At 40.4% G+C, this 21132-nt stretch carries 21 protein-coding genes; 4 read left to right on the top strand and 17 right to left on the bottom strand.

Annotation, left to right across the window (positions count from 1 at the left end; translation table 11 throughout):
• Positions 1-2 precede the first annotated feature (2 nt).
• Both coaD and rsmD read right to left on the bottom strand, forming a co-directional pair.
• On the bottom strand, positions 3-500 hold the full coding sequence (gene coaD / locus DTOX_RS05625) for a pantetheine-phosphate adenylyltransferase (protein ID WP_015756768.1): 498 nt from the start codon (positions 498-500) through the stop codon (positions 3-5).
• A 19-nt stretch (positions 501-519) separates the two neighbouring features.
• Positions 520-1107: a 16S rRNA (guanine(966)-N(2))-methyltransferase RsmD gene (gene rsmD, locus DTOX_RS05620; RefSeq protein WP_083773376.1), complete on the bottom strand. Its 588-nt coding sequence runs from the start codon at positions 1105-1107 to the stop codon at positions 520-522.
• 148 nt (positions 1108-1255) lie between these two features.
• Here rsmD and gpr point away from each other — a divergent pair, with 148 nt between their 5' ends.
• Positions 1256-2236: a GPR endopeptidase gene (gene gpr, locus DTOX_RS05615; protein ID WP_015756766.1), complete on the top strand. Its 981-nt coding sequence runs from the start codon at positions 1256-1258 to the stop codon at positions 2234-2236.
• A 75-nt stretch (positions 2237-2311) separates the two neighbouring features.
• Here gpr and DTOX_RS05610 read toward each other — a convergent pair whose 3' ends face one another.
• Both DTOX_RS05610 and recG read right to left on the bottom strand, forming a co-directional pair.
• Positions 2312-2581, bottom strand: a complete 270-nt coding sequence (locus tag DTOX_RS05610) for an alpha/beta-type small acid-soluble spore protein (protein WP_015756765.1) — start codon at positions 2579-2581, stop codon at positions 2312-2314.
• A 149-nt stretch (positions 2582-2730) separates the two neighbouring features.
• The gene (gene recG / locus DTOX_RS05605; RefSeq protein ID WP_015756764.1) at positions 2731-4809 is read right to left on the bottom strand and encodes an ATP-dependent DNA helicase RecG; all 2079 of its coding nucleotides are present in this window, start codon (positions 4807-4809) and stop codon (positions 2731-2733) included.
• A 142-nt stretch (positions 4810-4951) separates the two neighbouring features.
• Between recG and rpmB the strand changes: the two genes are divergently transcribed.
• A complete protein-coding gene (gene rpmB, locus DTOX_RS05600; protein WP_015756763.1) occupies positions 4952-5143 on the top strand; it encodes a 50S ribosomal protein L28 in 192 nt (63 codons plus the stop codon).
• A 217-nt stretch (positions 5144-5360) separates the two neighbouring features.
• Here rpmB and DTOX_RS05595 read toward each other — a convergent pair whose 3' ends face one another.
• Both DTOX_RS05595 and DTOX_RS05590 read right to left on the bottom strand, forming a co-directional pair.
• Positions 5361-6050, bottom strand: a complete 690-nt coding sequence (locus DTOX_RS05595; protein WP_157862864.1) for an N-acetylmuramoyl-L-alanine amidase family protein — start codon at positions 6048-6050, stop codon at positions 5361-5363.
• A gap of 50 nt (positions 6051-6100) precedes the next feature.
• Entirely contained in the window at positions 6101-6982 is an 882-nt protein-coding gene (locus DTOX_RS05590) for a divergent polysaccharide deacetylase family protein (RefSeq protein ID WP_015756761.1), read from the bottom strand.
• A gap of 148 nt (positions 6983-7130) precedes the next feature.
• Between DTOX_RS05590 and DTOX_RS05585 the strand changes: the two genes are divergently transcribed.
• Complete coding sequence (locus tag DTOX_RS05585; RefSeq protein WP_015756760.1) at positions 7131-7409, top strand: TIGR04076 family protein; 279 nt, start codon at positions 7131-7133, stop codon at positions 7407-7409.
• Positions 7410-7515: 106 nt separating this feature from the next.
• Here the strand turns inward: DTOX_RS05585 and DTOX_RS05580 are convergent, their stop codons facing one another.
• From DTOX_RS05580 to DTOX_RS05565, 4 genes are all read right to left on the bottom strand, one after another.
• A complete protein-coding gene (locus DTOX_RS05580) occupies positions 7516-8952 on the bottom strand; it encodes an MATE family efflux transporter (RefSeq protein WP_015756759.1) in 1437 nt (478 codons plus the stop codon).
• Positions 8953-9231: 279 nt separating this feature from the next.
• A complete protein-coding gene (locus DTOX_RS05575; RefSeq protein ID WP_015756758.1) occupies positions 9232-10689 on the bottom strand; it encodes a SpoVR family protein in 1458 nt (485 codons plus the stop codon).
• A gap of 29 nt (positions 10690-10718) precedes the next feature.
• Positions 10719-11864, bottom strand: a complete 1146-nt coding sequence (gene yhbH / locus DTOX_RS05570; RefSeq protein WP_015756757.1) for a sporulation protein YhbH — start codon at positions 11862-11864, stop codon at positions 10719-10721.
• Between the two features lie 12 nt (positions 11865-11876).
• Entirely contained in the window at positions 11877-13772 is a 1896-nt protein-coding gene (locus DTOX_RS05565) for a PrkA family serine protein kinase (protein ID WP_015756756.1), read from the bottom strand.
• 366 nt (positions 13773-14138) lie between these two features.
• Between DTOX_RS05565 and DTOX_RS05560 the strand changes: the two genes are divergently transcribed.
• Positions 14139-15011: an Mrp/NBP35 family ATP-binding protein gene (locus DTOX_RS05560; protein ID WP_015756755.1), complete on the top strand. Its 873-nt coding sequence runs from the start codon at positions 14139-14141 to the stop codon at positions 15009-15011.
• Positions 15012-15167: 156 nt separating this feature from the next.
• Here DTOX_RS05560 and DTOX_RS05555 read toward each other — a convergent pair whose 3' ends face one another.
• The 7 genes from DTOX_RS05555 to DTOX_RS05525 all read right to left on the bottom strand — a co-directional run bounded on the left by DTOX_RS05555 (position 15168) and on the right by DTOX_RS05525 (position 21108).
• Positions 15168-15899: a type 1 glutamine amidotransferase gene (locus DTOX_RS05555; RefSeq protein ID WP_015756754.1), complete on the bottom strand. Its 732-nt coding sequence runs from the start codon at positions 15897-15899 to the stop codon at positions 15168-15170.
• Positions 15871-17295, bottom strand: coding sequence for a MurT ligase domain-containing protein (locus tag DTOX_RS05550; RefSeq protein WP_015756753.1), 1425 nt, complete (start codon positions 17293-17295; stop codon positions 15871-15873). The genes DTOX_RS05555 and DTOX_RS05550 overlap by 29 nt, the downstream gene beginning before the upstream one ends.
• Positions 17296-17673: 378 nt before the next feature.
• Complete coding sequence (locus tag DTOX_RS05545) at positions 17674-18258, bottom strand: DUF4198 domain-containing protein (protein WP_015756752.1); 585 nt, start codon at positions 18256-18258, stop codon at positions 17674-17676.
• A gap of 2 nt (positions 18259-18260) precedes the next feature.
• Positions 18261-19091 (bottom strand): ATP-binding cassette domain-containing protein, encoded by an 831-nt coding sequence (locus DTOX_RS05540; protein ID WP_015756751.1) that lies wholly within the window; start codon positions 19089-19091, stop codon positions 18261-18263.
• Entirely contained in the window at positions 19070-19870 is an 801-nt protein-coding gene (cbiQ, locus tag DTOX_RS05535) for a cobalt ECF transporter T component CbiQ (protein WP_015756750.1), read from the bottom strand. The genes DTOX_RS05540 and cbiQ overlap by 22 nt, the downstream gene beginning before the upstream one ends.
• A 292-nt stretch (positions 19871-20162) precedes the next feature.
• A complete protein-coding gene (locus DTOX_RS05530; protein WP_015756749.1) occupies positions 20163-20468 on the bottom strand; it encodes a PDGLE domain-containing protein in 306 nt (101 codons plus the stop codon).
• The gene (locus DTOX_RS05525) at positions 20446-21108 is read right to left on the bottom strand and encodes an energy-coupling factor ABC transporter permease (protein ID WP_340140009.1); all 663 of its coding nucleotides are present in this window, start codon (positions 21106-21108) and stop codon (positions 20446-20448) included. The genes DTOX_RS05530 and DTOX_RS05525 overlap by 23 nt, the downstream gene beginning before the upstream one ends.
• Positions 21109-21132 lie beyond the last annotated feature (24 nt).

The raw sequence follows: 21132 nt of genomic DNA, 5'->3' as shown, positions 1-21132 counted from the left end.
AGCTATCCCTCCCCTTTAACTTTGAAAGCAAACTTCTCTCTAAGTTTCTGCTCAACCAGCGGGGGAACCATGGTTTCCACACAACCACCAAACGAGGCCAGTTCTTTTACCGCTGACGAACTAATAAATGAATACTCTGCTCTCGTCATCAAAAACACAGTCTCCACAGAAGAAACAATTTTTTTATTTGTTAAGGCCATCATAAACTCTGTCTCAAAATCTGATATGGCTCGCAATCCTCTTATTATAGCTTGCGCCCCCTGCTGTCTGGCATAAAAAGCTGTAAGCCCGTCAAAAGAATCCACCACCACATTATAATAAGGTATGAGCACCTGCTGCAAAGTCGCGACTCGCTCGGAAACGGTAAAAAGAGGATTTTTACTTACATTCCTAGACACAGCAACAATTACACGATCAAATAGCAAAGCTGCCCTTTCAATAACATCCAGATGGCCGTTGGTTACCGGATCAAAACTGCCCGGATATACCCCAATCCGCAAAGGAAATCCCCCCACATTGTTAGATATCCATATAAAAGCCTAATATCGTATCTCCGTATTTTTCCTGTCGTATTAGCCGCAATTTATTAACCTCTAGGGGTAAATCCTCCAGTTTACTGCACTCCACAATAGCCTGTCCACCTGGAAGCAATAAATCATATTCATCTATTCCAGATAAAGCACAATTTATTAAATCCTTCAAATAAGGCGGATCCATAAAAATCAAATCATATTTATAAGACATTGCACCCAAACTGCTAAAACAAGAAGGAATGTTTCCCTTTAACAAGGTAGCATAATCATTGAAACCAGTCAAACCCAAATTTTCTTTTATCAGCTGTATGGTTTTATAGTGCTGCTCAACAAAAACAACCATAGAAGCCCCACGGCTTAATGCCTCAATTCCTATATTTCCTGTACCTGCAAATAAATCAAGAAAAATACTGCCCGGTACCCTGTCTCTGATTATATTAAAAAGTGCTTCTTTTACTCGATCAGCTGTCGGTCTAATTTTCAAATTTCCTGGAGATTTTAAGCGTCTGCCCTTAACTGATCCTGATATAACACGGATTTGAAACCCTCCCCGTAAGACAAGATTCAAAACCATACTGATTACATTATAACATACAAGGAAAAAAAAATCGAATTTTCCATTTTACAAATATTAATATTTTTTTATAAACTTTATATAAAAATTTGCATAAATTAACCTCTGCGGGTAAGCATATATGTTAGTAACTTAGGGGGGTAAAAAATTGATTTCAGAGTGCTGTAAAACTTTCGGCATCAATTTAGATCTGGCCGTAGAAGCTCATGAATTGCTGCGTGGACAAACAGGGCAAGAAATTCCAGGAGTAACGGTGAACAAAGAGCAATATACCTTTGCATCGGTAACAACTGTAAAAATAACTGAAAAATCAGCGGAAGCATTAATGGGCAAACCCTGCGGTAACTATATTACCGTAGAAGCTCCTGTTATACGCGAAAACAACCGCCAGGCTCACCATGAGGTAGCTAAGATTCTGTCTAAACATTTAGGACAAATAATTAATTTATCTCAAGACGCATCCGTCTTATTAATTGGATTGGGCAACTGGAATGCTACTCCCGACGCCCTGGGGCCAACAGTTGTAAAATACAGTCTGGTGACCAGACATCTCCATAACTATGCGCCGGAAGAACTGCACGGGGGCATGCGATGTGTTAGTGCTTTGGCACCGGGAGTCTTAGGTATCACAGGGATTGAAACAGCGGAAATAATTAAAGGCGTGGTAGATAAAATTAAACCTGATTTAATAATAGCTATAGATTCTCTGGCCGCTCGCAATGTGAACAGAATCAGCACTACCATTCAACTGGCAGATACAGGCATAAATCCAGGTTCGGGTGTGGGTAATACAAGAAAAGGCATCAACCAGGAAACAATGGGTGTACGCGTTATAGCAATAGGGGTACCTACAGTTGTTCATGCAGCTATCATAGTTCAGGACACCTTCAACCAGATTTTTGAGAGTATCAGTGAAAACCCCGGTCTAGCGCAAAACTTCAACATTAACCCGGAAATTGTGCAACAAGCAACCGGCAAAGTTTTAGAACCTTTTGCAGGCAATCTTATGGTAACACCTCGAGAAGTAGATGATTTAATTAAGGAAACAGCTAAGATAATTGCAGGTGCAATATCTATGTCACTTCATTCCTCCATAACCGCAGATGACTACAGTTTATATCTTCAATAAGAGTATTAAATTGAGCAAGCGGGGTCTCCCCCGCCTGCATAATACCAATGTTTATTAAGTTGTACATTTTTATAGTTATTGACTTTGTCCCTGAGTTTGCGGGGTTTCCAATTGTGCAGACTGTACTACCTGTGGAGTAGCACCGTTCTGCAGGGCTTGCTCGGCAAAAGCAACCAACTTCTTAGTCATATTTCCACCAACATAACCGTTAACACGACTGGGCAATGACCCCTTATCCATATTTGCATAATCATTTATACCCAACTCATTGGCAATTTCAAATTTCATGTTGTTTAAAGCGGACTTAGCACCTGGAGTTACTGGCTGATTTCTATTACGCGACATTTCTTGATATCCCCCTTTAAATTTTTTTTTGTTGTGAAGCTAATCATAGTATGGTTCAAACGGAAAAATAAAATGTATGAAAAATTATAGGGTTATATCGTGAAATAGGTAACTTAAAACCTAATTGCCATTAACCCCGAAAATGAATCTCATCCTATATGAGCAAACTGCACACTATCCGGGAATCTGGTTCTGATTTCTCTCAACAAGGCTTCATTTTCCGGTTTTTTCAATTCTGGGTCAGAGGCTAATAAATCTATCGCTTCTTGTCTGGCAACCTCAAGAATTTTCCAATCGCGAATCAGGTCCGCAACCTTTAAGTCAGGCAGACCTGATTGCCTCGTACCGCAAAATTCTCCCGGACCGCGTATTCGCAAATCCTGCTCAGCCAGATAAAAACCATCCTCAGATCTGTGCATTGCGGCCAACCTGGCCCTGGCTTCATCGGTTTTGGGGTTGGCCACTAAAATACAATAAGACTGCTCTAATCCCCTGCCTACTCTTCCCCTTAACTGATGCAATTGTGCTAAACCGAAGCGATCCGCATCCAAAATTACCATAACCGTTGCATTGGGCACATCCACCCCAACTTCGATAACAGTGGTAGTAACCAGTGCATCTATTTCACCTAAACGGAACTTTGTCATTACTTCTTCTTTTAGTTCTGATTTCATTCTACCATGCAGCAAACCAACACTAAAATCAGCCAGTTCACCCTCAGACAATTCTAAGGCTAAATCAATAGCGGCCTGGCTTTCCACATGCTCAGACTCTTCCACAAGAGGACAAATAATATAAGCCTGGCGTCCGATTCTTATCTGTTTACGCATAAATTCATATGTGTCAGGCAGTTTATTTTCGTAAATAACATGAGTTTTTATTGGCTTTCTGCCAGGTGGCAGTTGATCAATAACCGAAATATCCAAATCCCCGTAAAGAGTCATGGCCAGAGTTCTGGGTATGGGGGTAGCAGTCATGACCAGCATATCCGGGCAAATCCCTTTGTCTTGCAAAGTGGCTCTCTGGCGCACCCCGAAGCGATGCTGCTCATCTATTACTGCCATTGCCAGATGTTTAAAGGCTATATTTTCTTGAATCAAGGCATGTGTTCCTATGACGATTTGCATTTGACCTGACTCAATCAATTGAAAAGCCATATTCTTTTCGGCTTTTTTCATCTTTCCTGTAAGCAACCCTACATTAATACCCAGAGGCTCCATATAACGTTTTAAAAATAAATAATGCTGCTCAGCCAGGATCTCCGTAGGAACCATCAGAGCGCCCTGCAAACCGTTCTCAGCTGCCTTTAATAAAGCCAAAGTACTAATAACTGTTTTGCCCGAACCCACGTCCCCCTGCAGCAACCGGTACATAGGCACAGACCTGTGCATATCAGTCATAATCTCCTGCCAGACTCTGGACTGAGCCGGTGTTAGTCCAAAGGACAAATTATTTAAAAATTTCTTCAGTATTTCATTCTTATCTGAATAAGTAAAAAACTTTAGTTTTCTGGTAATTGTTCTTTTACGGGCAGCAAGCAACAGCTGTAACAAAAATAATTCTTCAAAGATTAATCTCCTTCTGGCTTTTTCTGTTTCTAAAATATTTTGCGGCTGGTGCATCCATAGCAAGGAACGGTTTAAGGGCAGTAATCTATATTTCTTGATTAAATTTTCAGGTATAAACTCTTCTTGTTCAGAAGTATACTCTTCCAGGCAGGTTTTTATTAGTCCGCGCAAAAACTTTTGATTAATTTTTTCTGACAGGGCGTAGACAGGAACTATACTGCACCAGTAATTTTCAGCAACCGAGCTGTTATTTAACTCAAAATCAGCAACTCTTATCTGTACTGCTCCATACCTTTGATCTACCTTACCGGTTACCGTTATTGTCAAACCAGGAGCAATCTGTTTTTTTATATGAGGCTGATTAAACCATACAGCATAAAAGATATTCATACCATCACTTAGAGCTACTTTTGTAGCAGTTAAGCCTTGACGAAGCTTTAGATCCTGAGAACCTAAAACTGTACCCCTGACGCTAACAGTATCATCCTGAGAACATTCATTAACAAATTCAATTAATTTTCTTTCCTCGTAGCGGCGGGGGAAATAATACAACATATCCCGAACAGTATATATGCCTAATTTTTGCAGCATTGAGGCACGCTGCGGGCCAACAGTTTTTACATATTGAATAGGTGTACTGATTTTTTGTATGAGATTCATGCGATAACCACCCCAACTTATTACTAAAAAAATTATCTGACATTCTTTGCCCACAATCAAGCATAAAAAAACAAATCCTTTCTTGCAACATAAAAATATTTTTGATAAAATATATAAGTGATGTTAGAAGGAGGTGTAATTAATGGCCAGGAAATGTGATATTTGCGGTAAAGGCGTTGTAACCGGCATGAAGGTAAGTCACTCCCATATTCGTACTAAAAGGACCTGGGCGCCGAATCTACAACGAGTTAAGGCCATTGTTAATGGCTCACCGAAAAGGATAATGGTTTGTACCCGTTGCCTGAGAAGTGGAAAAGTTCAACGCGCTGTTTAATACTAATAATGCTTCAAACAAAAGCGGCTAATAGCCGTTTTTTTATTTATTCAAAATTATTTTCCGTAAGAACTGATCCATGTATATTACCGCAGCTTTTTAGATACCTTAATCAACTACTCAGTTAAATTATAGATATTACTCAAAGCTGTATGAGACAAAAAAACACCTGTACAACTGGGTGATTGTTGTGTAGATGTCTTTGAGCTGCCTTATATTACTTATTGTTAAAATATTTTATCACACCGGCTGCAATTTTATCTGCCAACAAATCTCTATATTTGCTTTCCAGGAGCAATTTGCGTTCTCTCGGGTTGCTCAGATACCCAACTTCAACTAATACGGATGGCATTTTACTGTATCTTAACATATAGCACATACTTATTTTAGCACTTCTCTTGTTCATATCAGGTATAGTGATAAACTCCTCTTGGATGGCCAGCGCCAGCGTCTTACCTTCTCTCGATATGGGATAATAAAATGCTTCTGCGCCCTGGTAGGACGTTTTTTTCACACTGTTCACATGCAAGGTAATAATGATATCTGCCATTGCTTCCTGTGCTATTTCAACCCTTTTTTTCATATCATAAAGCTTTGCTTCCCTCCCATGTATACCTTTAATCGCATGATTATAATCACCTGTTCTGGTTAAAATAACCCTATAATTATTAGCCTCCAAAACTTTTTTTAATTTTTCACAAATAGACAGGTTAATATCTTTTTCCAATATACTTCCATGTACTGCTCCGGGATCATATCCTCCGTGACCGGGATCAATAACAATAATTTTCTGTTCAGCCTGTTTATTATTTTCGATCAGCTTTTCTGCAACGGTTGAAACAGGTTGACTTACCCAAAATATTGCTGCAACTATTGAAACAAATATTAAAACAAATATTGTCCTCATAATTTGTTCCATCACCGTCCATATCCTATAAAATATATGGTCTTATTTGATTAATGCACCAACTTTGAAAGATAAACAAACTCAATACCCTGCTCCTCCATTACAGGTATCATCTCACTTATAGCTAAAGCCATTTTTTTATCTCCTTGACCTACATGCCCAATGCCTATAGCTGTACCTTTAGTTAAGGCTATAGTGCTTAATACTTTTAGCTGCTTTTTCATATGCTCATAATTTTTAACTTCATCCAAGAATACATCTCTTTTAGCACAAGGAATACCCAAACTTTTTGATATAGAGACAACCTTCGAATCTTCAGTAGTCCTGCTATCTAAAACAAAAAAACCTTTTTCTTTAGCTACCTCAAGAATAGGGGACATAAGTTTTTCTTTGCTTGTAATTAAGGAACCCATGTGGTTGTTAAATCCAACAGCAAAAGGTACTTGATCAAAATCTTGCAATACTCTCTGACGAATTTGCTCGACTCCCATATCAAAAGTGATACCTCCGGGCCCCATCCATCGGGATTTTCCGCTGATTGGCTGCATTGGTAAATGCACAATAATTTCGAAACCTTTTTCTTTAGCCATTGCAGCGTCCTTAACACTATTCTCTAAATTCGGCATTACAGCAAACGTAAGTGGTCTGTTAATTGAGAGCATTTCCATAACACCTTCTCTATTGCTCTGCCCGAAATCATCTATAACAATTGCTACCTGTGCCTTTTTCACTTTTTTAGAAGCACTTTGATCATTTTTATTCATTCCCACATTTATATCAGAACTGTTCCAAAGACTGCTAAATGTCGCTCCGTTATTACCCAATAAGATAGAGTTATAGTCATATTTAGCTTGCAGAAAAGTCACAATACCTATTACCAAACACAAAGCAACGGATATCCAAGCAAGCTTATATTTATATTGCTTCAACATCAAATCCACCTCCACTTTAAGAATTGGATTTAGTTTTTACAATAATTTAATAAACATTCTCCACTTAAGGCTACAGAAGATATTCCCATAAGTTAATAATAAATGTATAATAAAATAGTTATTGTTTATTATAAAGGAGGTATTTTAGATGCCAAAGTATACAGTAAAAGCTACAGTTATTGAAATTCGTGGGGAAGGCGTTTGTCCCTACGGACATAAAGTGGGAGACAGCTTTCAATTCGGTGGTCTGACACCTGGAGGTATGTGTCATTTTGCCCATGATTCACTGCACGCGGCAGCTTCAGTAATTCTTTACGGAGGAAAGTTTCCCTGGGCAAAAGAAGGACAACCAACAACCTGGTCCTGTCCGGATCCTGATCGGCCTGTAATATTTTCATTGGAACGTGTTCCAGTTGTTAAAGATTGATTTGCAACAAATTTTAAATAGCTTAATAAATTTAGAAAGAAAAAAGACATCCATAAAATTAGGTTGCTTATATCATTTTCCTTAATAAATGGAGTATATCTTCTTATTAGCGAATAAGCCTGGTAATGCGCTTTTTCTTCCAGAACCATCGGTAGTAAGAATATTGCAAAAACAAGCTGGCAATAAACGCCGCCGGGTACCCTACCCAGATTCCCAGGATACCAAGACTGCTATGATGGGACAGTAAATAGGCGACGGGAACCTCAATACACCAAATAGAAAAAACAACCATTATCGTTGGCCACAATACGGTTCCGCTGGCACGCATGGTGGCTGCAACAATCTGCGCATGTCCGAAAATCAAATAACTCCACAAAGTAATCATTAAGAGGCTATGCGCAATATAAAGTGTATTTTTACTGGCAATAAACCAGGATAAAATATCCTGGGAGAAAATATAGACCAGTATGATCAGTGTTCCACCTATAATATAATTGAGCACCAAACCCGCCTTAATCACATCTTTTAGTCTATCAAACAGTCCTGCTCCGATGGATTGTGAAGCAAATATTGACACGGCAATGGCCAGACTGACCGCCGGCATCTGAACATAACTCACAACCTGGTTTACGGCTCCATAAGCCGCGGTAGCATCAGATCCAAACCGGTTCACAAATGCAATAACAGCAATCTCCGAGAGTGAAACAACTATCATACTGATGCTGGAAGGAATGCCTAGGCGCAACAACAATTTTAGCAGACCAAAATCCAACCGAAGGTGTTGCCGAACAGATGTATCAAATTGTAAAGGGTGTTTAGTTTTGCTGAGATAAATGAGCATCAATACAAAGGTAAGAACGGTAGAAATTACTGAGGCATAAGCCGCCCCGTATATGCCAAACCTGGGTATACCCAACCACCCGAAGATAAGGAAAGGCAGTAAAAACAGGTTCAACAAAGTACTCACTATAAGAGAGTAAAATGGTGTTCTAGAATCACCTGTGCCCCGCATAAAGGTTGTGTAGGCAAAGTACAAAAACATTACCGGCATGGACCAAAATAAAATCCTTGCATAGTGAACACTGACATCAATAATATTGGCCGGTGTTCCGATTAAATTTAAAATATTCCGGGTAAAGATACCGCCAATTACGGCCAACAAAAAACCCAGGATAAAGGTAAAGGTCAGTGTTGTCCCAACGATTGCCTTCATCCTCTCCTCGTTACGCGCACCATAGGCCTGTCCAATGAGAATTGAACTGCCTGATCCTATGCCTATGGTAAAAGAAACTAACAAAAAAAACAGTGGAAAGAAGGCTGATATGGCAGCTAATGCGGTTACACCAAGCCATCTACCTACAACTATGCTGCCAACCAGCTGTCCCACTGACTGCAGCGCATTACTGAGCAACAGAGGTACAAGAAAAATAAGCATGGATTGCCATACTGGTTGATTCATAAATTTTGCTTGTGATTTTTTTGGTTCTTTTGGTTCGAAAGTTAATTTTTCTTCCGGGAATGTTTCCGTCAAGGTTTCGTCCATATTGTTATCTCCCTTTATAATAAGTTAATCTGATTGCCGCACATAAGAATCTTTTTCTTGCAGTAGTATCTACTAAAACACCCTATCCATGCCCTAATATCGGATAATTTTTTATTTATGTCATTACAACTTAATCTTAAAATAACAATAAATTTTCGAAGACCTTCCAAAATAATGGAAGGTCTTCGTTTAAATCAATGTTTTTTATTATAATGAAAAATAGTTTGTTCTGCACTAATTATCTATTTCATTTGCAAATTAATTTTTAAATCATAAGAGCTACATATACTTTCTACTATGCTTATCGCCGTTATAACTGTGCAAAACTGCCTTATTATCCAGAACCGTCTCTAAATGCACCGGGCGACCCCAGATTCTAAATAGGTGAGGAAAAGTTTTTTCCATGTAATAGACATCCAGTTCCACACCCTCATAACAATGCTTTAAGTATAATTCACCCTGTTTATTATAATCACCATCTTCTACTACTATATATGGAAATGAGCAGTTAGTCAGATTATTTACTAGACCATCCCTAACATCTTCCCAGTTCTTGTCAGTTATTTTCCAATCATATCCGATACGCCGAAATAAATATAGATCCAGTTCTTCCACCAGTTCTTTGGTCAAGTAATTGCGTAAAAAAGATTGGTCATTTTCCGTAGCACGTACTTCAAAAATCTTTTGCTTACCTTGCCCACCTGGACGTCCATACTTTTCTTTCTCTTCTTCGCCAGGACTATCCCAACGTTTCTCAATGTCTTCAAATATTTTAAGACCTAAATAATAGGGATTCAAACTAACTCTAGAATGTGCCAAAACACCCGCATTCATTTTCGCGTATTCAATTGCTTCGGCTTCATCAAGATCAATCTCTCTCATAATTCGAGTGTGCCAATAACTGGCCCATCCTTCGTTCATGATTTTGGTTTCCATCTGAGGCCAAAAATACAACATTTCATCCCGTATAATGGAGATAATATCCCTTTGCCAGTCATCCAATTCCTTAGCATTGTGCAAGAGAAACAGCAACATGTCTTTTTCCGGTTTTTCAGGGAATTTTTTTACATTTTGTTCCCTTTTACATTTGCCGCTACAACTCTCATTATCATTCTTTTCCAGGGACCAAAGATCATCATACGGAGAATCTTTTTGCTGCATCTCCTTTATGACGCATTTGCCGCACCCGCCGCTACAGTTTTTCTTTTGAGTTTTCACTTGTTTCTTTTCTTTTTTAATATAGTGATTAGGGTCAATGTGTTCCTGCAGAGATATTACAGAGTCCAAAAAAGACTCAACCTGATCCCGTCCGTACTTGAATTCGTAGGAACGAATGCGTTCTGCAGAGCTAGACATAGATTCTACCATATATCGGGAGGTATGCTTAAAGCGAGCATTATTTTTAAAAAAATCACAATGTCCTAGAACATGGGCAATGACCATCTTATTCTGTACCAGTGAGTTGCCTTCCAGTAAAAAAGCATAGCAGGGATCAGAATTTATCACCATTTCATAAATACGGCTTAAGTTATAATCATACTGAGTTTTCATCTTGTGGTAGGCTTTGCCAAAAGTCCAGTGTGAGAAACGGGTCGGCATACCATAAGCCCCAAAAGTATAGATTATATCTGCAGGACATATTTCAAAATACATATCGTAAAAATCCAATTTAAACTCTTTCGCCTTAGAAATAATTTTTTCTATGGCTTCTTCAACGAGTATCAAATCATCAGCCACCGGTCTCCCTCCTTTGCTCAGGAGTATGCTCAAGAAGATTGTTTAAAGAACTTTTTCAAGGCAGGGTAGACACCGCTTTTATCACGAATACTAACCGTAACAAACTCGGGATTGTTAATTTTATTAAAAGCCGTCCGCAAGGTGCTGGTATAATAATATGGCCCTTCAATTTCCCCGTAGCCCACCATGTTACAAACCTTAAGCATCTCTTGCACCAACCTCACACACTTTTCATTGTCTGAAGAAAGATTATCACCGTCTGAAAAGTGAAAGGCGTAGATATTATAGTCTGCCGGGCTGTACCTTTCTTGAATTACCTTAAGTGCCAGTTCATAAACTGAAGAACATTTTGTTCCACCGCTGTTACCCTTTGTGAAGAATTCTTCCTCGCTTGTTTCATGAGCCAGAGCATGGTGAGCCAGAAATAAAATCTGTACATTTTGATATTTGGTTCTTAAAAAGCGAACCATCCAGAAAAAAAAGCTGCGGGCAATATATTTTTCAAACGGGCCCATACTACCACTGGTATCCATCATCGCCAGTACAACGGCGCTGGACTCATATTTAACAGTCATATCCCAGGTTTTGTAGCGCAGGTCTTCCTGGGTAATAGAACGAAGACCGGGTTTACCGGACAAGGCATTGCGCTTTAAGGCCTCATATAACGTTCTCTTACGATCTATATTACTGGAAATACCCTTCTTGCGTATATCCTTAAATTCCACGCTGTCAGAAGAAAGCTCCGGTTTTTTCTTGGGATCAAGATTTGGGAGTCCCAAGTCTTCAAAAATCATTTCCGCAAGTTCATCAATAGTAATATCAGCTTCATAGTAATCGTTGCCCGGCTCCTCCCCGGCACCGCCTTTTTCTTTGCCCTGTTTTGCACCCTGGGGATCAGAACCCAGCACGTCACCCACTTTACTTTTTCCATTACCTTGACCGGCATGCTTTTGCTTTTTAAAATTAAAGCGGAAATGATATTCATCGAGAGATCGAACCGGCACCTTAATAATGTTTTGTCCGTCGGACATGATAATGCTTTCTTCGCTGACTATGTCAGCCAGATTTTTCTTGATGGCTTCGCGAACTTTCTCCCTATGGCGCTGCCGGTCAATTTCTCCCTTACGATGTAAGGTCCAGTCATCACGTGATACAGTATATTTTGTTCCGGACACAGCGCATACCCCCTACCGGTTCAATAAACTACCGACATACTTTAACAACTCATTGGCACAGACAGGACAGTAACCATGCTCTTTAATCAATCTGGCACTGACTAAATTTATCCGCTTAAGCTGTTCAGCGTCAGGAGTCTTTGTAGAAGTAGTTATTTTAACTACATCCTTCAAATCAGCGAATAATTTTTTCTCGATAGCTTCCCTCATACGTTCATGTGAACCATAATCAAAGCGCTTACCCTTACGTGCATAAGAAGACAATCTGATTAAAATCTCTTCTCGGAAAGCTTTTTTGACATTTTCAGAGACACCAATCTGCTCCTCAATAGAGCGCATGAGTTTCTCATCCGGATCCATTTCTTCATCAGTTATCGGGTCGGTTAATTTAACTCCGTTACAATAGGCTTCTACGTTATCCAGATAGTTTTCAAACAACACTCTGGCTGACTCTTCATAAGAATAGACAAAGGCCTTCTGAACCTCTTTTTTAGCCATTTCATCAAATTCCTTACGTGCCACTGAAATAAAATTCAACAGTCGATCACGCTCCTCTTTTGAGATAGAGGGGTGTTGATCCAACCCGTCTTTTAAGCCACGCAGAACATCTAAAGGGTTAATACATTTGGTCTGAGTACGAATCAAGGAGGAAGACAATCGGTTAATCACATAACGAGGATCAACTCCGCTCATACCCTCATCAATAGCCTCAGTCTGAAGTTCATGCAAATCTTTTTGCTTGAATCCTTCCACATCTTCCCCATCATATAACTTCATCTTTTTAACTACATCCATACCCTGCTTTTTTGATTCTTTTAGTCTGGATAGCACAGAAAAAATACTGGCTACTCTAAGAGCGTGCGGCGCGATATGAATATCATTTAAATCACTCTGCTTAATTAATTTTTCATAGATTTTAACTTCTTCACTAACCTTGAGGTTATAGGGTATTTTCATCACAATAATCCGTGACTGCAGGGCCTCATTTTTCTTGTTGCTGATGAAGGACTTATACTCAGACTCATTAGTATGAGCTACAATCATTTCATCAGCATAAATTAATGCAAAACGACCTGCTTTAAAATTACCCTCCTGTGAGAGGGATAACAGGTTCCAAAGAAATTTCTCATCACACTTCAACATCTCCTGAAATTCCATAATACCCCTGTTGGCAATATTCAACTCTCCGTCAAAGCGGTAGGCTCTTGGGTCTGATTCTGAACCGTAATCAGCAATGGTTGAAAAATCAACACTGCCTGTTAAATCAGCAATATCCTGTGATTTAGGATCGGAAGGAGTGAAGGTACCAATACCTACCCGGTCATCCTCTGATAAAATAACTCTTTCCACTGGAAAATTTTCTATCTTGCCATCAAACTCAGTTTCCAGCCTCATCCGGCAGGAAGGGCATAATTCCCCTTCAATATGAACCTTGTACTCGTTCTGAAATTCTTCTCTTAGTTCCCTGGGAATTAGATGCAGTGGTTCTTCATGCATTGGGCAGCCTTTAATTCCGTATACCGCTCCTGCTTCCGTCCGGCTGAATCGCTCAAGTCCATGCTTTAACATGGCAACCAGTGTTGATTTGCCGCCGCTGACCGGACCCATTAAAAGGAGAATTCTTTTTCGCACATCCATGCGGCGTGCAGCTGGATGAAAATATTCCTCAACCAGGTTTTCCAAGGTTTTGTCCAGACCAAATATTTCCTTACTGAAAAATTTAAACTTCTTGGTACCGTTAACCTCTTCCACACCTTCCGACATAATCATCTCATAAATCCGTGCATGGGACAGTTGTGCAGCCGTAGGCTGTTTCTTAAGCAATTCCAGATAATCTTGAAAAGTACCTTGCCAGGTTAATCTCTTTTCAGTAGCCCGGAATTCCTCCAATCGTTCTAAAAAACTCACTTACTTCACTCCTTTCACATGATAAAACAATAAAGGCGAGTTGCCGTTAGTGACTGAGTAGCTACGTAGTATTACATTATATGCAAAACTGTGAATAAGAATTAGTATACTTTTACTAAAAATACTGCCGTATTTAAGATATCGACAGCAAATATTTCCTACATCTAAAGACTATTCTATTTTCAAAACCACAAAAGGTTACTAAACTTACACAAAAACACGGAAAATATACTGTATTTATGACTTAAAAAAATATCGGCTTTTTTATCTGTTTTTTTTATTGTTTAAAGGAAAATAAGTACATAATCCAGAAATACTATAGTTGTAACACTATATACCACTCAAAAAGGAGATGAGCTTTAAATCGTGACTGCAAATGAAAGCAATACAGAACAACGTTGGGAGGGTTTCTTTCCCAATACTAAAGTAATTGCTATCGGCAGCGGCAAGGGTGGTGTAGGCAAATCCACCGTAACTGCCAACCTGGCTTTTACCCTGGCTAATATGGGTTATAAAGTGGGTGTAATAGATGCTGATATTTACGGTTTTAGCCTTCCCAGAATCATGGGTATGACCGAACAACCGGAACTAATTGATGGAAAATCTATTAATCCTCCAGAAAAAAATGGGGTTAAAATGGTCTCAATGGGCAGCTTCGTCAACGAGGAACAGCCCCTAGCCTGGCGTGGACCAGTACTACACGGCATTCTCGAACAATTTTTCCGTGACGTCAACTGGGGTGAACTGGATTACTTGTTACTTGACATGCCTCCCGGTACCGGTGATGTAGCCCTGACTGTTTTTCAGCAACTCCCCAAAGCATATTTTGTGCTGGTTACCACACCACAGGCTACTGCATATAATGTATCTATTCGCCTGGGCTTACTGGCTGCTCAAACTAAAAAGGACAATATTGGAGTTATTGAAAATATGGCTTATTTTATCTGCGACAAATGCAGTGAAAAACACTATATCTTCGGTGACACCAAGGACGCAGTTAAGAATATGGCTGATAAGCTGGGCATCCCGGTATTGGGCAGTATACCCTTGAGAACTGAAATACGCAGCTTGAGCGACTCAGGTACCCCGGTAGTTTTGGAGAATGAAGAGATCGCAGAAGATTACAAAACAATTGCCAATAATATGCTTGAGCAAATTAAAAATATTGACATGATGAGAATGCTCCGACCAACTGAAGAGAAAACTTCATGTTCCATTTCTGGCGGCAGCAGTGGCTGAGGCCCCAGGCATTAAAGCCGGTGGCTTTAATTAATTTTATTAATAAATCATTGCAAGATAGTCATTTTATATGAGCGTAAAACTCTGTTTAGGGGTTATTAAAAAAAGGGGCTAAGAGAAAATTCTCTTAGCCCCTTTAGCTTTTTTCACCTATCATTAACCAGTATTCTTAAGCAATCTTTCCAACATAACAGCATTGGCCCGTTCCTCCAAGGCATCCTCCAAAGGCTGCAGATCTCCCGATATACCTCTTCTTCTCATAGCCAGGGTAATAAGGTAATCCGCTAAAACAGTGTTTTTGGGAAGCAAAGGACCGTGCAGGTACGAACAAAACACATTTTTATACCTTGCTCCCTCCTGTTTATCTCTACCATTATTGCCAAAACCGGCTAGCACCTTTCCTAAGGGGGAAACATCTCCTAAAAAGGTCTGGCCGGAGTGGTTCTCAAAACCTGTGACTTTAACTGTTATGTTATCCAACAACATTTCCACAGCTACATTACCAATTAACCGCCTGGCACCTGCTTCTGTGTATAAATCCAATATGCCTAAGCCGGGTATTTCCTCTCCCTCATGGGTTCGGTAGTAGCGACCAAGCATTTGGTAACCGCCACAAATAGCCAGCAGCACCAGTCCATCTTCAATAGCCTCCCTCAATCCGGCTGTTCGGCTTGTCAAATCTTTGTTCAATAGAGTTTGTTCTCTGTCTGAACCACCACCCAAAAACAAAAAATCAACTTCTGCAAAATCCAGGGTCTCACCAATATTCACTTCCTTCACCTGCACGGGAATATTGCGCCAACGGCAACGTCGCACAAAGGCCATAACATTACCGCGATCTCCATACAAATTAAGCAAATCAGGATACAGATGACATACGGTGAGCATCCAATTCCCCCTTTTCAGCCTGATTCAGCAATATTTTTTGCACTGGCCAAAGGGCTGTATAGGTAGACAAGAGATAAACAAAACTACCCTGCCCCTCCAGTACTCTGCTAATTGCCTGTCCCAGATCTCCGGCCACAAAAATCTTCTCCCCCGGCACACCTGCATATTTTAAGCGAACTGCCATCTCCTCAGCCCGCTGACCGGAACATATAAAACTGCCGAAGGACTGGTGATTGTCTTCAAGAATTTCAAAATCAACATCCCAAAGCCAGGAGATGTCTCTCCCGTCAGCATCATTATCATTAATAGCTATAAAAAGATCCTTTTGTCCCGGCACTGACAGTACAGCAGAAAGACTTTCATTGAAACCGGTCGGGTTTTTGACCAGGTTAAGCATAACCGGTTTTCCCCTGTAAGAAAATCTCTCCATCCTGCCAATGGCAGGGGAAAATTGGCGCAAAGCGGCAGCCGCCTGAGCCGGATCCAATTTTAATAGCTGACCGGCTGTAAAAGCTGCCAGTGCATTGTAAACATTATAAAAACCGCCTGTGGGGATATGAAGCATGGTACTGCCCCCGCTATACCTGACCAAGCAGTCGGTTCCATCCGGCAATGATTGCAGATGGCTCACCTCTACATCAGGGTCAGGCCTTCTGTAGCTGCAACCGGGACAATTATAAAGCCCTAATTGGCTATAGTGATAATATGCGTAAATGAGAGCCTCACCGCAAAAAGGACAAAATTTGGCTTCACGGCTATAGGAACCGGCAGAAAACACTCGCCCACTGCCGGATAAACCGTAATAAACAGCAGGCCAGCCTGTTTTTCTCTGAAACTGAGCAACCAGCGGATCATCAGCATTTAATACCAGTTGCACCCCCTGGTCAGTTACCTTTTTATTGCCCATAAGCCCGTTCAGGCTTTTTTGCACAAAAGAAATAGTCGTGTCCAGTTCCCCGTAACGATCCAGTTGATCCCTAAAAAAATTTGTCACAATAACAACCTTTGGCATCACTTCATTAACCACCCTGGGAAAAGAAGCCTCATCTACTTCCAAAAGTGCATAATCACAGTTAGTTTTTCCTTTGATACTGGCTGCCTTGATAAAACCAGCTGTCACCCCGGTAATCAAATTAGCTCCCTCACTGTTAAGCAATATCTTATAACCGCTGCCGGAAACCATGCAGGCCAGCATATTATTAGTAGTTGTTTTACCGTTTGTACCGGTAACAATCACCACACCCAGCCTTGGTTGTTTACCCAGTTCCTCCAGAACCCGAGGGTAGATTTTCCTAGCCACCAATCCGGGCAAAGAAGAACCCTTCCACCCCATAATCCGGCTGACAATTGCAGTAACTTTACCGGCCATTATAGCAATACTTAGCCTTAAACCCAAAACAAACTTCCCCCTAAAATGCGACAGATAATTGCAGTTAAAATATTAATCACAAAGAGAATATCTGTTATATTATGCTGCATACAGAGTATACCACTTTTTACTCTTGCAAAACAATTAAACCTGTGAAAAAACATTAAAAGGACGAACAGTATGAAAACATACTGTTCATCCTTTTAAAAAATATCTCAAAACACTTTGGAGTGCCGACCTAACGCAATTCAAATACCAGACTGATTGCACACAAAGAAAGCAATCTAAGCCATACATCAAGAGACTCTTATTTCAGTTTCTAAAATATAGTCCTTAGAACATCTGAAGTTTAGAAAAGAAAATAAAACTATTTAAAGATACCTGCACAACAACATTCTCAGTTATCTACCTTACTCCCATAACAACATAAGTAGCCCTACGACCCTCACTGGTCACTGCAAACATCCAGTGGCCTTTTTCCGGAAAAATAAATTGTGCCCGCCCGCTAGCGTCAGCAAAAAAAGTATAAGGATAATCATTACCGTCATAAAAATGATAAGTTGCCTTAATAGACGCATCTGCCAGAGGATTTCCGGCAGCCGACACGCTAATCTTGATCATGTCCTTTAAATGATATTCCTGCACAAAATCAGGAGTTACTTCCAGATCTTCTCCAACCGGATTAACTGGACCCTGAAGGTGATGACCTACCGGAACAATTATTTTAGCATAGCAACCATTTACGTCCCTGGCAGTAAGAGTATAAAAACCCTCCGTTTCAGGTTCAAAATTAATTAAATAGTAGTCATCCTTAATTTCTCCTGAAATAAGTCTTTCTTCTGTACCGTCAGGTTTGTACAGCTTCAATTCTGCTTCCACGTCTGCCAGTGGCTGAGGCTGCATCATTTCTCCCCGGTACAGCTTAATTTGAGCCACATGCCCGGTGTGGAAGTGCATATGGGTAGGCTCCATCCAAATATGACTGCTCATGATTACCTCTCCTGTTTACAATAAATTTCTTTGATTGTTTCGACCGCTTCCTTAATTGTCAGCGGCAATTTACTTAAACCCAGTTCAGGCAGCTGCCTGAATATCTGTGCAACAACAGGGTATCTAAGCTCAGCTGCCTGAACTATATCGTCTCTGTTTAAGAGCGAATTATCACCTGCAGCTAGAGTAACACCATTTTTAATTATAATTACCTGACTAGCCCATTCCGCCGCCAAATCCACATCATGCGTAGCTATCATTACGGTAGTTCCCGCAGCATGCAGGCCATCCAGTATTTCCATTAAAGTTTCCTTACCTTTTGGGTCAAGATAGGCTACTGGTTCATCCAGAACTATCACCTGAGGTCGCATGGCCAGCACCCCGGCTATAGCAACTCTCTTTTTCTGCCCGTAACTCAAGTGATAAGGAGGCTTGTCCCGGAAATCATACATACGCACAGCACGTAAAGCCGTTTCCGTTCTTTCATCTACTTCCGACTGACTGAGCCCCATGTTCACGGGACCAAAAGCTACATCCTCCCAAACAGAAGCTGAAAACACCTGATCATCCGGATCCTGAAAAACCAGACCTACCTGACTGCGCACCCACTTCTCAGTTTTTTTATTAATCTCACTTCCCAGCACTCTGATTGCACCCTTTTGAGGTAAATGGATACCGTTTAAATGCAGCAAAAAAGTTGACTTACCCGCTCCGTTAGGCCCCAGCAGGGCAACTTTGGAGTTTTCTTCAATATTTAACGACAAACCCTTTAAGGCCTTAGTACCATCCCTGTAGCAGTAAAACAAATTCTCTACTTCAATAATGTTGGCCATACAACTCCTCCAAACTCCACCAGCCTTAAGCATAAACCGGCTGCTGCAATACTCAAACTCCAGCACCAGTCAGCAGTTCTCATTGATAACTGTTCATTCGTCCTAACATGACCTGCATAACACCTGGCCAGCATTGCATTGTATATGCGCTCGCCACGCTCGTAGGATCTGATAAAAAGTACAGCAACAGAATTGCCTAAAGTCTTGAAAGTGTGCCTGCAAAAAAGTGATCCGCCATTTTGAAAGTTCCTTGCCCGCCTGGCAGTTTTCATGCGGGCAACTTCATCTGTCAAAACAAAAATATATCTTATGGTAAACTCAATAAGTTCGACAAAAATTGTCGGTACTTTTAAACTAATCAGAGCACGGGTTATTTCATTAAATTTGGTGGTACTCACGAGCAAAGTAACAGCCATAACAGCCACAAAAACCCTCAAAGACAACATAACCGCATGAGATATTCCCTGGTCAGTGGCAGTCAGAATAAAAAGTCCAAAGTTCAGTTGAAAGACAGCATCTCCGGGAATGATAAAAGGGAAAAATACAATCATACCACCGGCAAAGGGTATAACCCAGAACAATCTTTTTAAAATTATCCCAGGAGTAATTTTAGCCGCTGCAGCCAGACTCAGCATAAATACAGCAGCGGCACCCAAAACGGGTAAGGCCCGAAGAGTAGAGGTAAAAGCAATAAATATCAGAATAGCTACAACCTTTGCCCTAGCATCAACTTTATAAAGAGGGGAATTTTCTTTTACTTTTCCCAACAGTATATCCAAAACTACCACTCCTTTATAGCATAACAACAAAAAAGACCATAGTTAACAAAAGGGGCTCCTGCCGCCTAAATAACCTTCATGGTCCTGTTTTAAAATATGCAATTGTACTAAAATCTTTTTATTTCATCGTGCAAAGGCCTTCATGACCTTTAGTTAACCTTATTATAAGGCAATTGTGGCAATATTACAATTGTTTTTTGTAATTATTCAGATATAGATTTTAGCACTTCTCAAATAATAAAAATAAGCCGTGAAATATTTCACGGCTTATTTTTATTATTTTATTTATTTTTCAACCACTCATTTTACCCTGGTTATCTTTTTTTGCTATCATTCTTCCAAAACCATACAAAAAGCCAAATGTTATCAGGGTTCCCGCAATACCTGCAGCAGAGGTAGAAAGCCTCTCGTCACTGATGCCGGGAATCAAGTAGTCAGGTAGAGGAGAAGAGATAAGGTTATGCCCTTCCCCTTTTTCCAGAAACCCTTTATCCTCAGCTACTCTCTCCAGGCCGTCCGGACTTGACGAAGCAAAGGGCGATAAAAGGGCAGCCACTAAGAGGGCTACAATAAAACTAGCCAACAGAAGTTTTTTCATAAGAATTATTCCCCCCTTCCAGGCTAAAACCATAAGCTGAGACAACTGAAACTACAACTGCGGTAATCATGCCCTCACCGATACCTATAAGCACGTGCCAGCTAAGCATAGCTGGGATCACGATATTCAGAGGGGCTGTGCCTGATACAGCTAATTCCAAACTTGCAGCCAGGCAAGCAACTACCACAGAAATCCAGGCAGCGGCAAAAGAAGCTATTATTTTAGTTGCTTTAGAAGAATTAAGCAAAGTTATACCCCGGTAAACCAGATATGAAGTCAACACTCCTACCACGGCCATATTAAAAATATTGCCTCCCAAGGCTGTCAGACCGCCATCCTGGAAAAAAAGGCACTGGATTATTAAAACAGAGGATAGTATAATTGAGGCGTTCCAGGGACCGAGTAAAATTGCAGCCAATGCGGCCCCCAGCAAGTGACCGGAAGTACCTCCGGCTACCGGAAAATTGATCATCTGTGCGGCAAAAATAAAAGCAGCCATAACTCCTAATAAAGGCACCTGACGATCGTTTAAGGATTCTTTGCTTTTCTTAATGCTGTAACCTAAAGCCCCGGCACTTATCACTCCGGTGCTTACCCATGTCTTCACATCTAAAAACCCGTCCGGTATATGCATTTTCATCCCCCTTAATATATTTTTTAAGAC

This window comes from Desulfofarcimen acetoxidans DSM 771, assembly GCF_000024205.1.
In the GTDB taxonomy this organism is placed as follows: Bacteria; Bacillota; Desulfotomaculia; order Desulfotomaculales; family Desulfofarciminaceae; genus Desulfofarcimen; species Desulfofarcimen acetoxidans.
Note: the sequence above shows the minus strand (reverse complement) of the source record. Positions and strands in the feature narration are given on the sequence as shown.

Bases quoted from the DNA above. Each gene is read 5' to 3' on its own strand.
- rpmB (WP_015756763.1), top strand. From the start codon at position 4,952: ATGGCCAGGAAATGTGATATTTGCGGTAAAGGCGTTGTAACCGGCATG.
- DTOX_RS05595 (WP_157862864.1), bottom strand. From the start codon at position 6,050: ATGAGGACAATATTTGTTTTAATATTTGTTTCAATAGTTGCAGCAATA.
- DTOX_RS05590 (WP_015756761.1), bottom strand. From the start codon at position 6,982: ATGTTGAAGCAATATAAATATAAGCTTGCTTGGATATCCGTTGCTTTG.
- DTOX_RS05545 (WP_015756752.1), bottom strand. From the start codon at position 18,258: ATGAGCAGTCATATTTGGATGGAGCCTACCCATATGCACTTCCACACC.
- DTOX_RS05530 (WP_015756749.1), bottom strand. From the start codon at position 20,468: ATGAAAAAACTTCTGTTGGCTAGTTTTATTGTAGCCCTCTTAGTGGCT.
- DTOX_RS05540 (WP_015756751.1), bottom strand. From the start codon at position 19,091: ATGGCCAACATTATTGAAGTAGAGAATTTGTTTTACTGCTACAGGGAT.
- rsmD (WP_083773376.1), bottom strand. From the start codon at position 1,107: ATGGTTTTGAATCTTGTCTTACGGGGAGGGTTTCAAATCCGTGTTATA.
- DTOX_RS05585 (WP_015756760.1), top strand. From the start codon at position 7,131: ATGCCAAAGTATACAGTAAAAGCTACAGTTATTGAAATTCGTGGGGAA.
- recG (WP_015756764.1), bottom strand. From the start codon at position 4,809: ATGAATCTCATACAAAAAATCAGTACACCTATTCAATATGTAAAAACT.
- DTOX_RS05580 (WP_015756759.1), bottom strand. From the start codon at position 8,952: ATGGACGAAACCTTGACGGAAACATTCCCGGAAGAAAAATTAACTTTC.
- DTOX_RS05610 (WP_015756765.1), bottom strand. From the start codon at position 2,581: ATGTCGCGTAATAGAAATCAGCCAGTAACTCCAGGTGCTAAGTCCGCT.
- DTOX_RS05525 (WP_340140009.1), bottom strand. From the start codon at position 21,108: ATGAAAATGCATATACCGGACGGGTTTTTAGATGTGAAGACATGGGTA.
- DTOX_RS05555 (WP_015756754.1), bottom strand. From the start codon at position 15,899: ATGCTCACCGTATGTCATCTGTATCCTGATTTGCTTAATTTGTATGGA.